The following is a 13,434-nucleotide window of genomic DNA, read 5'->3' on the forward strand; positions in this document are numbered from 1 at the left end:
CAATGCCGGCGCGGGCTACCTTATTGGCCGCGCAAATCGAGGAAGCCCCATGTCCAAGCGTGACCGCCTGAACGATACCGACCTCGCGGAGATCATCGACGCCGCCTTCGAGAAGCGCGCCGAGATCGACGCTTCCACCCGCGGCAAGGTGCGCGAGGCCGTGGAAGAGGCCCTGAAGCTGCTGGACGCCGGCAAGGCGCGCGTGGCCGAGCCCGCGGAGGATGGCAGCTGGACCGTCAACCAGTGGCTCAAGAAGGCGGTCCTCCTCTCCTTCCGCCTCAACGACATGAACGTCATCACCGGCGGCCCCGGTGGCGCGGCCTGGTGGGACAAGGTGCCGTCCAAGTTCGAGAAGTGGAACAGCGCGGATTTCCGCAAGGCCGGCTTCCGGGCCGTGCCCGGCGCCATCGTGCGCCATTCCGCCTATATCGCGCCGAACGTGGTGCTGATGCCCTCCTTCGTGAATCTCGGCGCCCATGTGGGCGAGGGGACCATGGTCGACACCTGGGCCACGGTGGGGTCCTGCGCACAGATCGGCAAGCACGTGCATCTCTCCGGCGGCGTCGGCATCGGCGGCGTGCTGGAGCCGCTGCAGGCAGGCCCCGTGGTCATCGAGGACGAGTGCTTCATCGGCGCCCGCTCGGAAGTGGTGGAAGGCGTCGTGGTGCGCCGGGGATCGGTGCTCTCCATGGGCGTCTTCATTTCGGCTTCGACGAAGATCGTGGACCGCGAGACTGGCGAGATCTTCATCGGCGAGGTGCCGCCTTATTCCGTGGTGGTGCCCGGCGCGCTCCCCGGCAAGCCCCTGAAGGACGGCAGCCCCGGCCCCTCGCTCTCTTGCGCGGTGATCGTGAAGCGGGTGGACGAGCAGACCCGCGCCAAGACCTCCATCAACGACCTTCTGCGCGACTGAAGTTTTGGCGGGAAATGGTGTCCGGGCGGGCTTGCCACCGCCCGGCGAACCGTTATATTCCGCCGCCTTGCCCCGAGGCGACGCACCAACCGGCGCCGCCCTTTCTCTTTGGAAAATCCGGGGTCCGCGTGTGCCATGCGTGCGCGTCGCGGAGAGGTGGCCGAGTGGTTGAAGGCGCACGCCTGGAACGCGTGTATACGGGAAACCGTATCGAGGGTTCGAATCCCTCTCTCTCCGCCAGTCTCTTGATAGGATTTTGATTTTCTTTGTAATTCCCGGTGCGATCCGGGCGTTCCCGCATCTGCTTTCTCGCGCGTGAAGCAGATCTCGCACCGATCCTATTAACGCATCACTCTTCCCGGTACAGCACCATGCCCCCGTGGTGAAGGATGCCGTCGATGAACACGCCGTCGGCGGTGAAGCCGGTGTCGTCCCAATAGAGGATCTCGGTCCCACGCACCTCGTAGCGCCCCCGATAGGCGCTTTCGCGGGTGCCGCGGGCTTCGTCATATCGTCCATTCGGCAGCAGCCGGTGGCGGATCTGCCGATCGGCCGTCACCCACAGGCCCACATAGGGATGGCGGGTCGGCGACATGCTCGTGGCTTGCGGATCGGTGTTCATCTCGGCGTGGCCTTTCGGGATGGGCATGACAACCGCTCCGACGAGCAGGAATGCGGCGGCAGTGGTGGGCAATGGGGGCATGGCGCGCACCTCATGGCTGTCTGGGCACAGCAGCGCGGCGCGCGGCGAGGAGTTCCGAGAGCGCCGCGGAGGCGGCGATGGCCCGGGGGAAGCCGGCCAGCACCGTCACCGTGTAGATGACTTCCTTCAGCTCCTCCTCGGGCACGCCGATATTGAGCGCATAGCCGGCATGGACCTTCATGACGGTCGTCTCGCCGAGAGCGGCGAGCACCGCGACGGCCGCCAGCTGGCGCGTCCGGGTGTCGAGGCCCGGCCGGGACCAGACATCGCCGAGCGCGTAGCCCTCGGTCGCCTCGGCGAGGAAGGGGAATTCCTGCCTCATGCGCTCCAGATTGGGCTGCGGCGCCCCGTTGTTGAGGCTGCGGATGACGGCCTCACCGCGCTTCAGGCGCTCCTGCGTCGTCTCGGCGATGGCGGCCCCGGGGGTGGTGCCGAGCACCAGTGCCGCGCCGAGGGCGGCGGAAAGGCCGTGGACATGAAAGCTCATGGGGGTCTCCTCAGGCGGCGGTGGGCCGGATGACGATCTCGTTGATGTCGACATCGTCTGGTTGTTCGATCGCGAAGCGCACCGCGCGGCCGATGGCGTCGGGTTTCAGGGCGATGGCGCGGTAGGTCTTCATCAGCTCGGCCGCGGACGGGTCGGTGATGCTGTCGGCCAGTTCGCTCTCCACCACGCCGGGGTGGATGCAGGTGACGCGAATGTCCCGGTTCTCCTGCCGCAGCCCGTCGGAGATCGCGCGCACCGCGAACTTGGTCGCGCAATAGACGGCGGCTGTCGGCGAGACGGACAGCGCGCCGATGGAGGCGATGTTGATGATGTCGCCGGAGCGGCGCGCGGTCATTTCCGGCAGCACCGCGGCGATGCCGTAAAGCACACCCTTGATGTTGACATCGATCATCCGGTCCCACTCCTCGACCTTCAGCGAGGCCATGAGGGAGAGCGGCATGACGCCGGCATTGTTGACGATCACGTCGATGGGGCCGAAGGCCTGCCGTCCAGCTTCCGCAAAGGTCGCGACATCGGCGCGATCGGTCACGTCGAGGCGCCGGGTGAGCACCTCGCCGCCGTGCGCCCTTATGTCCTGTGCCAGCTGTTCCAGCCGCTCGGTGCGGCGCGCGCCCAGCACCAGCCTCGCCCTGGCGCCGCCGAGTTCGCGCGCAATGCCGGCGCCGATGCCGCTGGAGGCGCCTGTGATGAGAACGACCTTGTCCCGGGACATGCCGGTTTCCTTCCATCCCTGTCGCACCGCGACGCTGCGGTTGCCGGGAAGATAGGGACCGGGCATTGTCGCGATAAGCGCATGATCACTTCGCACACTGGGAAGAGAATCTAACCAATGGAGATGGAGTTCGATGCCATTGCAGTGTTCGCCCTTGTGGCCGAGGAGCAGAGCTTCCGCGCCGCGGCGGACCGGCTCGGCGTCACCCGTTCGGCGGTGAGCCAGACCATCCGTCGGCTGGAGGAGCGGCTCGGCATCGCGCTGGTCCAGCGCACCACGCGCAGTGTCAGCCTCACCGAGGCGGGTGCGCGGCTCTATGACGAGGCGGCACCGGCTTTGGCGGAGATGCGGGCGGCCCTGGAGGCGACCCGGGACCTTCGCGGCTCACCGCGGGGCCAATTGCGGCTCGCCGTCTCCTCCATCGCCGAGAGCTTCCTGTCCGGTCCGCTGCTCGCGGCCTTTGCTGCGGCTCATCCGAACGTCCAGCTCGACATCATGGTGACGGACGAGGAGTTCGACATCGTCGCCGAAGGCTATGATGCCGGCGTGCGGCTCGGCGAGGTGATCGAAGAGGACATGATCGCGATCCCGGTGTCCGGCGACCAGCGCCAGCTCGCCGTCTGTTCGCCGGCCTATCTCGACCGGCATCCGGCACCGGCGCATCCGCGCGAGCTTACCGCGCATCGCTGCATCGGCTGGCGTCCCGCGCCGCGGTTGGCGCCTTATTCCTGGGAGTTCGCGGCGGACGGCAAGGAGTTCAGCGTCGCTGTCGCGCCGGAGATCACCACCAACGACATGGCACTGATGATCAAGCTCGCGCTTGCCGGCTCCGGCATCACGTGCGGACTGGAGGAGAGCTTCCGCCCCTTCCTGGACCGCGGCCAGCTGGTGCCGGTGCTGGAGGCCTTCTGCCCACCCTTCGCGGGCTTCTATCTCTATTATCCGAACCGCCGCAACATGGCGCCCAAGCTGCGCGCGCTCATCGACCATCTGCAGCGGCGCTCCACATGGTCTTAGCGGTGTTCGCGCAGCCAGCGCGTGCGGGGGAGGGGGCGCCCGGAGACCGACGATAAATGGCTCCGGGCGAAGAGGCGGCGTGACGCGGACTTACCGGCAGCTGTTCACATCGCAGGTCGCGACCTTCACGGCGACCCCGTCGCGGATCTGGCCGATATAGAAGGGCAGGTCGATCTGGTGGTCGATGCCGTAGCGCACCTTGCCGGTCCAGCTTGCCGGACCGAGGGCGGTGGGAAAGTCCTTCAGGGCGCCGAGGGCGTCGGCGATCTTGGTCGTGTCCTCGACCGTGCCGGCCTTCTGCATGGCGGCGAACAGCATCTGCAGGCCGGAATAGAAGAACGGGCTGAAGCCGTTCATGTTGGGGCCGTATTTTGCCTTGTAGCGGGCGATATAGGCGGCCGTCGCCGGCAGGGAGGTGTCGATGGGCAGGTGGACATAAGCCCCCTCCGCCGCTTCCTTGCCAGCCACCTTCACCAGCTCCGCGGTGACGTCGCCGCCCGTGACGAAGACCGGGCCCTTATAGCCCAGCTCGCGGGCCTGTTTCAGGATGAGTCCGGCCGTGGTCGGCGCCGCCCCGCCAATCTCCAGCGCGTCGGCGCTGGCGAGGATGCGCGTCAGGATGGGGACGAAGTCCACGCGCTCGCGCTCGAAATAGTCCACCTGCAGCTTCGAGCCCGCCTTGGCGTAGGCCGCCGTATTTCCGGCGCCCATCTGCTGGCCGGTCTCGTCGTTCGGCAGCAGTGACACCACGCGCTTGGCCGGCGTGTTCTTCAGAAGCCAGGCCACCTGCGGCTCGGAGAATTCGCCCGTGGTGATCACGGTCCGGAAGGCGTAGGGCGCGTCCGGTCCCAGCGCGCGCGGGGTGAAGCCCAGCGTCATGGTGATGACCTTGCCGCCGGTGGTCTGCGCCTTGGTCGCCACTGCGGCGGCAGAGCCGAGCGGGCCCACCACGAAGCGGATGCCGTCCTGGATCATCAGGCGGTCCATGGCGGTGACCGCATCCTGCGCCTTGTAGCGGTCGTCATACTGCTTGATGAGGACCTTGTAGCGGCGTCCCGCAACCTCGAGCCCGCCATCCTTGTTCACATCGTCGGCCGCGAATTCGGTCGCGGCCAGCATGCCTTCCGCGAAGGCGGCGGCGGCGCCCGAGAAGCTGGCGTGCACGCCGATGGTGAAGCTGTCCTGCGCGCGCGCGACGGCCGGAGCGGCCAGCGCCGCCGCCGCAGCCAGGGCGAGCGCCATGCTCGATCGTTTCATTTCAATCCTCCCTCCGGGTCGCATGCCCGGCAGGGGTCAACATTCAATAGAAATTCCATCGCGTAAACGACAAAATGTTGACATTAGACATGTCCCCTGTTCAATCTGCGCCCGCGCAGCCACAGAACTGCGGAAAAGGGAAAAAAACACCGGCGCCCCGCCGTCGCAACGAGGACACGCTCATGCTCCGTTTCAAGGTTCTGGCCGCGCTCGCGGCGACGCTGCTCGCCGGCGCGGCCTCGGCCGAAACCCTCACCCTCGGCGTCAACGCGACCCTCTCCGGCGCGGGCGCGGTCTTCGGCGAGGGCATGGCGTTCGCGGCCACCAACATGGCGGACCAGATCAACGCCAGCGGCGGCCTGAAGGTCGGCGACAAGACCTATACGATCGAGCTGAAGAAATACGACGACCGCTACCGCGCCCAGGACGCCGTCACCGCCATGGAGCGGCTGATCCTCGAGGACAAGGTGAAGTACGTGGTCGGCCCCATGGGCTCGGCCTCCACCCTCGCCACGCAGGCGCGGACCAATGCGGAGAAGGTGATCACCCTCACCATGGCCTTCTCGCCGAAGGCGCTCTCCCCGCAGCTTCCGTATTCCTTCCGCCCGGCCATCACCACCGCCGAATTCACAGGTCCGCAGCTGGCCTGGCTGGGCAAGAAGCTGTCCCTCAAGCGGGTGCGCGCGCTGGAGCCGAACGACGAGACCGGCCAGTCGGTCGCCGCCTCCCAGAAGGAGGCCTACAAGGCCATCGGCGTCGATCTCCAGGTGGACTTCTTCGAGCGCGAGCGCGTGGACTTCGTGCCGGTCCTCACCCGCGCGCTGATGCAGACCGACGCGCTGGAGATCGGCGGAAACTCGCCCACCACCGCCGGCCTGCTGGTGAAGCAGGCGCGTGAGCTCGGCTATACGGGGCCGATCTTCGTCACCGGCGGCGACGTCACTGCCGAGCTTGTCAAGGTGGCCGGAAAGCAGGCCGCGGAGGGGGTCTACGTCCACCTGCCCATCGACACCTCACGGCCCGAGACAGCGGCCTACATCAAGGCGTTCGAGGAGAAGTTCAAGCAACCCGCAAACGGCCACAACCTGTTCATGTATTCCGGCCTGCAGATGCTATTCGCGGCCATGCAGAAGGCGGGAACCGTAGACGACACCACCAAGGTCGCGAAGGAGCTGGAGGGCCTCTCCCACTTCCCGACAGTGCTCGGATCCGCCGGCTGGACCGGCCAGAAGCTCTACGGCACCAATCATCAGATCGATCTGCCCTTCTATGTGGGCCAGATCAAGGATGGCGCCGCCACCAAGGTGGCGACGTGCGACGTGGAGGCCTGCCGCTGAACCAGCGGCGGCCCTGAAGGGCGGGACGGTGCAGCGTCCCGCCCGCCGATCCGAACCGGAGTTCCCCATCCATGAGCATAGAAACCATTCTGGCCCAGACGGTCGTCAACGGCCTGATGGTGGGCATGATCTACATGCTGATGGCCATCGGCTTCACCATGGTCTTCGGCATCATGCGCATCGTGAACTTCGCCCATGGCGAGTTCTACATGGTCGGCGCATTCCTGTTCGCCATCCTGTACGGCACCAACGGCGTGCCGTTCGCGCCCAGCCTCGTCCTTGCCGTGGCGGCGACCGGCTTCCTCGGCCTCGTCCTGGAGCGCCTGGTCTTCAGCCGCTTCAGGGGCAGCGAGGTCAACGGCATGATCGCTTCCCTCGGCATCGCGCTCATCATGCAGAATGGTGCGCTGCTCATCTGGGGGCCTTCGCCGCGTTCCGTCCCGGCCGTGGTGTCCGGCGTAGTCTCGATGGCCGGCGTCGTGTTCCCGTGGTCGCGGCTGGTGGTGATCATCGGCGCGGTGATCGCGGTCGGCCTCCTCTACATCCTCATCGCCCATACGCAGATCGGCCGCGCCATGCGGGCGGTGGCGCAGGATTCTGAGATCGCCCTGGTCCAGGGCATCCGCGTGGAGGTGATCTTCCCCGTTGCCTTCGTGCTCGGCGTGAGCCTCGCCGCGCTGGCCGGCGCGCTCATGGCGCCCGTCCTCTCCGTGTCGCCCTTCGTTGGTCTCGCCCCGACGCTCAAGGCCTTCATCATCGTCGTCATCGGCGGGCTGGGCAGCGTGCCGGGGGCGGTGGCGGGTGGCCTCCTGATCGGCCTCATCGAAAGCTTCGGCGGCACGTTCGTGAGCGCGGCGCTCGCCGAAATCCTCCAGTTCCTGGTGGTGATTGCCGTAGTTCTGTTGCGGCCGCAGGGCCTGCTGGGCCGGAAGGAGCGGGAAGCGTGATGTCCGCGGGAACATCCTTGAACCCGGTGCGCGCGGGGGCGGTCGTCCTCTGCATCGCGCTCGCCGTGCTGCTGCCCTGGTTCGCACCGAACCAGTTCTACATCCATCTCGGCACCGTCGCCTGCCTCAACCTCATGCTGGTCCTCGGCCTTGCGGTGATCGCGCGGGCCGGCCAGCTTTCCATGGGCCATGCGGGCTTCGCGCTGGTGGGCGGCTACGTCTCCGCGCTGCTGACCATGAATGCCGGCTGGCCGCCGCTGCTCGGGATCGTGGTGGCGGGCCTCGTGGCAGCGGCGCTCGCCGCGGTGCTGGGCTGGGTCATTTTGCGCCTGCGCGGCGTCTATTTCGTGCTGGTCGCCTTCTCCTTCGGCCAGATCGCGGTGCTGCTCGCCCTCGACATGAGCGACATCACCGGCGGGGCCAACGGGCTCGTGGGCATTCCGCCTGTGTCCCTGTTCGGCCACGCGCTTCTCTCCAAGCCGGATTTCTACCCCTTCGCGCTCGCCTGCACGCTGGCGGTGCTGCTCTTCACCTGGCTACTCTACCGCTCGCCCTTCGGCGACATGATGGCTGCCACCGCCGAGAACCAGCGCCTGACCGAATCGAGCGGCGTCGACACCCATCTCACCCAGGTGATCGCCTTCACCATCGGCTCGGGCATTGCCGGTGTCGCCGGCGCGCTGTCGGCGCATTATTTCCAGTTCATCTCACCCGACAGCTTCACCTTCTGGGAATCCGTCTCCTACCTCACCATGCTGGTGGTGGGCGGGCGCGTGGGCGTGCTTGGCCCGGTCATCGGCGTGCTCGTGCTCACCCCGCTGCCGGAGATGCTGCGCGCGACGCAGGGCCTCCAGCACATCATCTATGGCGGCGTGCTGGTGCTCTGCCTGCTGTTCGTGCCCGATGGCCTGTCCAGCCTGCCTCGCGTGCTGCGTGGGCGCCGCAAGAGCACCGCCCCGCAGGCCGCCAAAGTTGTGGAGACCCGCCCATGACCATGCTCGAAGTGAGCGGCCTGAAGCGCGTGTTCGGCGGCCTCGTGGCGGTGCGCGACGTCTCCTTCCAGGTGAACGAAGGCGACCTTCTCGGCCTCATCGGCCCCAACGGCGCGGGCAAGACCACGCTGTTCAACGTGATCTCCGGTGTGCTGCGCCCGTCGGCAGGCTCGGTGCGCTTCCTCGGGCAGGACATCTCCCGCCTGCCGGCCAACCGTATCGTGCGGCGCGGCCTGTCGCGCACCTTCCAGGCGGCGACCCTCTACCCCGAGGCCAGTGTCATCGAGAACGCCGTCCGCGGCACCTTCGGCGCCAGCCGCATCGGCCTCTGGAGCGGCCTGTCTCCCGCGAAATGGCGCGCCGAGGCGGAGGAGAAAGCGCTCCATGTCCTCGACCTGTTCGGCCTGTCGCGCCGCGCCGGGCTCAAGGCGCGCGAGCTTGCCTATGGCGAGCAGCGGCGCCTCGGGGTCGCCATCGCCCTTGCCAGCGAGCCGAAGCTCCTGATGCTCGACGAGCCGGTCGCCGGGCTCAACCCGGAGGAGGCGTCGGAGCTCGCCAGCGTGCTCCGCCGGGTCAAGGCGGAGCGGGGCGTCACCATGGTTCTCGTGGAGCATCACATGCGGACCGTCATGGGGCTGTGCAACCGCATCGTCGTGCTCGACCACGGCACGCTGATAGCCCAGGGCTCGCCGGCGGAGGTGGTATCCAATCCGCGCGTGATCGAGGCCTATCTCGGCAAGGATGCGGCCCATGCTTGAAGTTCGCGGCATCAACGTCACCTATGGCGGCGTCACGGCTTTGCGCGACGTGAGCCTCACGGTCGCGGAAGGCTCCATCGTCTCGCTCATCGGCTCCAACGGCGCGGGAAAGACCACGACATTGAAGGCGGTGATCGGCCTCAAGACGATCACGCGCGGTGAGATCCATTTCAACGGCGAGCGGGTGGACGCGTTGACCGCGCCGCAGCGCGTCGCCCGCGGCATCGCGCTCTCGCCGGAAGGCCGGCGCGTGTTCCCGCAGATGAGCGTCGCCGACAACCTGCTGGTGGGCGCCTATCTGCGCCGCGACAAGCCGGACATGCAGCGCACCCTGGAGCGCATCTACCAGTATTTCCCGCGCCTCGTGGAGCGGCGCGCCCAGATGGCGGGCTCCCTCTCCGGCGGCGAGCAGCAGATGCTCGCCATCGGCCGGGCGCTCATGGCGAAGCCGCGCCTGCTGCTGCTCGACGAGCCCTCGCTGGGACTTGCCCCCATCATCGTGGACGAGATCGCCCGCATCATCACCGACATCAACCGCGACACCCGCATGTCCATCATCCTGGTGGAGCAGAACGCCAAGCTGGCGCTGAGCCTGTGCAACGAGGCCTTCGTGCTGGAGACCGGGGCCGTGGCGCTGAGCGGGCCCGGCAAGGAACTGCTCGCCAGCGACTATGTGCGGCGCGCCTATCTCGGCATCTGAGGCTTCATCACCATCCGCCGGACGGCAGGAGACGCGTTCATGACTGCGAAGACGACCCTGGGCTTCATCGGGCTCGGCGTCATGGGGGAACCCATGTGCCGGCATCTCGTGCAGAAGAGCGGAGCTCAGGTCACCATCCACGACATCAATGCCGAGCCGGTGGCGCGCCTTGAGGCGCTGGGCGCGCGCGACGGCGGCTCGGTGGCCGAGGTGGCGAAGGCGGACATCGTCTTCATCTCGCTACCCAGCGGCGCGCACCTCCAGAAAGTTTGCGAGGGTCCTGGCGGCCTCCTGGAGCACGCCCGCCCGGGGCAGACCATCGTCGATCTCTCCACCAGCCCCCTGAAGCTGACCCGGGCGCTCGCCGCCGCCTTCAACGCCAAGGGGGCGGACTATGCCGACTCCCCGGTCGCGCGCACCCGTGCCGCCGCCGAGGCGGGCACGCTCGCCATCACGGTGGGCGGGACGCCAGATGTGTTCGCCCGCATCGAGCCGCTGCTGCGCTGCTTTGCAGCCGAGGTCACCCATTGCGGCGACGTGGGCTCGGGCCAGGTGGTGAAGATCCTCAACAATATGGTGATGGTCGGCACGGTGACCGCGCTGTGCGAGGCGGCGGCCATCGCCGAGACGGCCGGCATCAAGACTGCGGCGCTGTACGAGGCCTTTTCCAAGGGCTCGGCCGACAGCTTCGCCCTGCGCAACCATGGCTTCAAGGCGGTCGCCGCGCGGCAATTCCCCGAGCGGGTCTTCTCCACCGACTACATGCTGAAGGACGTGTCCTACGCCCTGGAGATGGCCAAGGACGGAGGCATCGAGGCCCGGGAGGCCGCCCTTGGCGCGAGCCTGCTCACGGAGGCATCGCAGAAGGGCTTCGGCGCGGACTACTGGCCGGTGATCATCAAGATCATCGAGGGCTCGGCGAAGTAGGCGCGGCCCCCTTCGGAAAGCGGGCGCAGGGCATGCGCCCGCTTTTTTTATTTCCAGCAGCGCCTCTCACCCCTCCGATGTCACGGCGGGACGGACGCCGCCATAGGTATTCCAGAGGCTGCCCACCAGCCAGCCGCAATCCACCACCATGTCGATGCCGGTGATCGCCGAAGCGCGCGCCGACAGCAGGAACTCCACCGCTTCCGCCACCTCGGACGGCTCGACGCAGCGGCCGAGCGCCATCTGCTCGTCGAGGCTGCCGGCATAGCGCGCGCCGGTGCGCCGGCGCTCCACGACGCGGGGCACCAGGGTCACACCCGGCGAGACGCTGTTGACCCGCACGCCGGAGCGGCCCCATTCGCCCGCCAGCGAGGTGGTCATGTTGAGGATCGCAGCCTTGGTGGGGCCGTAGATGTTGAGCGGCGTGGAGGCCTGGCCGGTCACCGAGGCGAGGTTGACGATGCTGCCGCGCCCGCGCCCGGCCATGCGCAGCCCAAACACCCGGTTCACGTGGTGCGTGCCGGCGAAGTTGACGGAGAGGATGCGATCCAGCGCATCCTCCGGCGTCTTGTCGATGGGGACATTGTCCTGGAAGGTGCCGGAGGAGACCACGAGCCCGGCGGGCGGCCCCATCTTCGCCTCCACCTCGTCGGCCGCACGCGCCACGGCGTCGGCGTCGCGCACATCCACATGAAGCGCAAGGCCGTCCACCTCGCGCGCCACCGCCTCGGCGCCGGCACGGTCGAAATCCGCCACGGCCACCCGCCAGCCCCGCTCGCGCATCAGCCGGCAGCAGGCCGCACCGATCCCGTTGCCGCCGCCGAACACCACGCCGACGCCCGGCCCCTTGTCATCGTTCATGTGGTTTGCCTTTTTATCGCGCAATCGGTCAGGTGGGCTGGCCCAGTGGGTGCGCATCCAGGCGGACGATCCCGGCGAGCCCCGCGCGCGCCGCGGGGAACAGTGCCAGCACCTGCGGGTCGTGGCCCGGTATGATGTGGGACGGGCCATCGCTCAGCCGGTCCAGCGCCTCGAAGCCTTTCAGCATGTCGTCCAGGTCCACCAGGAGCGGATAGGCGCGGCGCTGAAGCGCGTTCTCGTAATAGTGCGCGGCGTCGGAGGCCAGCACCACGAAGCCGCGCCGGGTGCGCACGCGCACCACCTGGAGCCCCTTGGAATGCCCGCCCACCCAATGCAGCGAAATGCCGTCCGCGAACTGCGACTGCGGTTCGTGGAACGTCACCCGGCCTTCGAACGTCCGCTGCACCATGTGCATGACGTCCTCCTTGTTGTAGGCCTTGCGCAGGGTGGGCTGGCACATGCAGCGCCCGGTGCAGAAATGCATCTCGCGCTCCTGCACGTGGTAGCGCGCGTTCGGGAACAGGTCGTGGTTACCGGCGTGGTCCCAGTGCAGATGGGTGATGATGACGTCCTTGACGCTCTCCGGCGCGATGCCGAGCTGCTTCAGCCCCTCCGCCACCGGCCGCGTGAGCGGCCGTCCGCGTCCGCGGCCCGATTGCGCGTCGAAGCCGGTGTCCACCATGATGGTGCCCTGCGGCCCGACTATTGCCCAGACGAAGAAGTCCATGGGCATGGGACGGTCATGGAGGTCGCCGCCAAGAAAGTTCTCCGGCGAGCGGCGATCGTCCTGGCTGGCATAATGGACGGCGTAGATTTCGTACGCGGACATGCTGACGCCTCTACTGCCGCTCGATCCCGGCTTCCTGGGTCAAGGTGACCCACAAATCGAGGTCGTCGGACACCCGCTGGGCGAACTCCTTCGGGCCAGTCCATTTGGCCTCGAAGCCGATGCCGGCGAGGCTCTCGCGCACCGCCGGCTCGTCCATCACCTGGTGCAGGGCGTCGGAGAGCTTGGCGACGATCTCCGGCGCGGTGCCTTTCGGCGCGAAGATGCCGGTCCAGGCGGAGAGGTCGAACAGGTCGATGCCCGCCTCCTTCATGGAGGGCAGGTCCGGGAACAGGGCGCTGCGGTCCTTGGTGGTGGTGGCGAGCGCGCGGAGCTGGCCGGCCTTCACCTGCGGCAACGCGGCGGTCATGTCCACGAACATCATGGAGATGCGGCCCGCCATGAGGTCGGTCACGCCCTGGGGGCTGCTCTTGTAGGGGACGGCGAGAAGATCCGTCGCGGTGCGCTTCTTCAGCATCTCGCCGGCGAGCTGGCCGATGGCGTTGCCATAGGCGAAGGAGACCGAGCCGGGCGTCGCCTTGGCGATCTCGATCAGCTCCTTGACGCTCTTGGCGGGCACCTGGGGATGGACGATGAGGAAATAGGGGAAGACGCCGAGCTGCGAGATCGGCACGAAGTCGGCCTTCGGATCGTATTGGATCGACTTCATCAGGCTGGGGTTCGCCGCATGGGTCGAGACGCCGCCGATCATGAGCGTATAGCCGTCGGGCGTGGCGCGGGCCGCGAAGGAGGCCCCGATGGCCCCGTTCGCGCCGGCGCGGTTGTCCACGACGATGGGCGTCTTCAGAACCTCCGAGAGGCGGTGCATCACGACCCGGGCGACGGAATCCGTGCCGCTTCCGGGGCCGAATGGCACGATCAGGGTGATGGGACGGGAAGGATAGGTCTGAGCCGACGCGGCGCTGCAGAAGAACAGGGCGAAAAGCAGGGTGGGCAGCAGGCGGCGCACGCGATC

15 protein-coding genes and 1 tRNA gene are annotated in these 13,434 nt (G+C 67.6%); 9 read left to right on the plus strand and 7 right to left on the minus strand.

From position 1 onward, the window contains the following. The first annotated feature begins 49 nt into the window (after positions 1–49). On the plus strand, positions 50–913 hold the full coding sequence (gene dapD, locus ABLE91_RS03160) for a 2,3,4,5-tetrahydropyridine-2,6-dicarboxylate N-succinyltransferase (protein ID WP_348928353.1): 864 nt from the start codon (positions 50–52) through the stop codon (positions 911–913). Positions 914–1,063: 150 nt separating this feature from the next. After that, positions 1,064–1,153: transfer RNA gene (locus ABLE91_RS03165), tRNA-Ser, on the plus strand. 109 nt (positions 1,154–1,262) lie between these two features. On the opposite strand, the gene ABLE91_RS03170 is transcribed toward ABLE91_RS03165, so the two are convergent. The 3 genes from ABLE91_RS03170 to ABLE91_RS03180 form a co-directional block, all read right to left on the minus strand. Beyond that, the gene (locus ABLE91_RS03170; RefSeq protein WP_348929570.1) at positions 1,263–1,535 is read right to left on the minus strand and encodes an Atu4866 domain-containing protein; all 273 of its coding nucleotides are present in this window, start codon (positions 1,533–1,535) and stop codon (positions 1,263–1,265) included. A 91-nt stretch (positions 1,536–1,626) separates the two neighbouring features. Beyond that, positions 1,627–2,103, minus strand: coding sequence for a carboxymuconolactone decarboxylase family protein (locus ABLE91_RS03175; RefSeq protein ID WP_348928355.1), 477 nt, complete (start codon positions 2,101–2,103; stop codon positions 1,627–1,629). 10 nt (positions 2,104–2,113) lie between these two features. Then, positions 2,114–2,836, minus strand: a complete 723-nt coding sequence (locus tag ABLE91_RS03180) for an SDR family oxidoreductase (protein WP_348928357.1) — start codon at positions 2,834–2,836, stop codon at positions 2,114–2,116. 117 nt (positions 2,837–2,953) lie between these two features. On the opposite strand from ABLE91_RS03180, the gene ABLE91_RS03185 reads away from it, so the two are divergent. After that, positions 2,954–3,853 (plus strand): LysR substrate-binding domain-containing protein, encoded by a 900-nt coding sequence (locus ABLE91_RS03185; RefSeq protein ID WP_348928359.1) that lies wholly within the window; start codon positions 2,954–2,956, stop codon positions 3,851–3,853. 90 nt (positions 3,854–3,943) lie between these two features. Here the strand turns inward: ABLE91_RS03185 and ABLE91_RS03190 are convergent, their stop codons facing one another. After that, the gene (locus ABLE91_RS03190) at positions 3,944–5,110 is read right to left on the minus strand and encodes an ABC transporter substrate-binding protein (RefSeq protein ID WP_348928360.1); all 1,167 of its coding nucleotides are present in this window, start codon (positions 5,108–5,110) and stop codon (positions 3,944–3,946) included. Positions 5,111–5,292: 182 nt separating this feature from the next. On the opposite strand from ABLE91_RS03190, the gene ABLE91_RS03195 reads away from it, so the two are divergent. From ABLE91_RS03195 to ABLE91_RS03220, 6 genes are all read left to right on the plus strand, one after another. Continuing rightward, complete coding sequence (locus tag ABLE91_RS03195; RefSeq protein WP_348928362.1) at positions 5,293–6,447, plus strand: ABC transporter substrate-binding protein; 1,155 nt, start codon at positions 5,293–5,295, stop codon at positions 6,445–6,447. Between the two features lie 71 nt (positions 6,448–6,518). Then, positions 6,519–7,394, plus strand: coding sequence for a branched-chain amino acid ABC transporter permease (locus ABLE91_RS03200; RefSeq protein ID WP_348928364.1), 876 nt, complete (start codon positions 6,519–6,521; stop codon positions 7,392–7,394). Next, positions 7,394–8,386 carry a branched-chain amino acid ABC transporter permease gene (locus tag ABLE91_RS03205; protein ID WP_348928365.1) on the plus strand — a complete coding sequence of 331 codons (993 nt, stop codon included), beginning with the start codon at positions 7,394–7,396 and terminating at the stop codon, positions 8,384–8,386. Before ABLE91_RS03200 ends, ABLE91_RS03205 begins: the two co-directional genes overlap by 1 nt. Next, positions 8,383–9,144, plus strand: coding sequence for an ABC transporter ATP-binding protein (locus ABLE91_RS03210; RefSeq protein WP_348928367.1), 762 nt, complete (start codon positions 8,383–8,385; stop codon positions 9,142–9,144). Before ABLE91_RS03205 ends, ABLE91_RS03210 begins: the two co-directional genes overlap by 4 nt. Next, complete coding sequence (locus ABLE91_RS03215) at positions 9,137–9,844, plus strand: ABC transporter ATP-binding protein (protein WP_510181898.1); 708 nt, start codon at positions 9,137–9,139, stop codon at positions 9,842–9,844. The genes ABLE91_RS03210 and ABLE91_RS03215 overlap by 8 nt, the downstream gene beginning before the upstream one ends. Positions 9,845–9,883: 39 nt before the next feature. Beyond that, positions 9,884–10,771, plus strand: coding sequence for an NAD(P)-dependent oxidoreductase (locus tag ABLE91_RS03220; protein WP_348928370.1), 888 nt, complete (start codon positions 9,884–9,886; stop codon positions 10,769–10,771). A gap of 66 nt (positions 10,772–10,837) precedes the next feature. On the opposite strand, the gene ABLE91_RS03225 is transcribed toward ABLE91_RS03220, so the two are convergent. Genes ABLE91_RS03225 through ABLE91_RS03235 form a run of 3 tightly spaced genes read right to left on the minus strand, consistent with a single transcriptional unit; the run spans position 10,838 to position 13,428 of the window. Then, complete coding sequence (locus ABLE91_RS03225) at positions 10,838–11,632, minus strand: SDR family NAD(P)-dependent oxidoreductase (protein ID WP_348928371.1); 795 nt, start codon at positions 11,630–11,632, stop codon at positions 10,838–10,840. Between the two features lie 28 nt (positions 11,633–11,660). Continuing rightward, complete coding sequence (locus ABLE91_RS03230; RefSeq protein WP_348928373.1) at positions 11,661–12,461, minus strand: N-acyl homoserine lactonase family protein; 801 nt, start codon at positions 12,459–12,461, stop codon at positions 11,661–11,663. A gap of 10 nt (positions 12,462–12,471) precedes the next feature. Next, complete coding sequence (locus tag ABLE91_RS03235) at positions 12,472–13,428, minus strand: Bug family tripartite tricarboxylate transporter substrate binding protein (RefSeq protein ID WP_348928374.1); 957 nt, start codon at positions 13,426–13,428, stop codon at positions 12,472–12,474. Positions 13,429–13,434 lie beyond the last annotated feature (6 nt).

It is taken from the genome of Aquabacter albus (assembly GCF_040049275.1).
In the GTDB taxonomy this organism is placed as follows: domain Bacteria; phylum Pseudomonadota; class Alphaproteobacteria; order Rhizobiales; family Xanthobacteraceae; genus Aquabacter.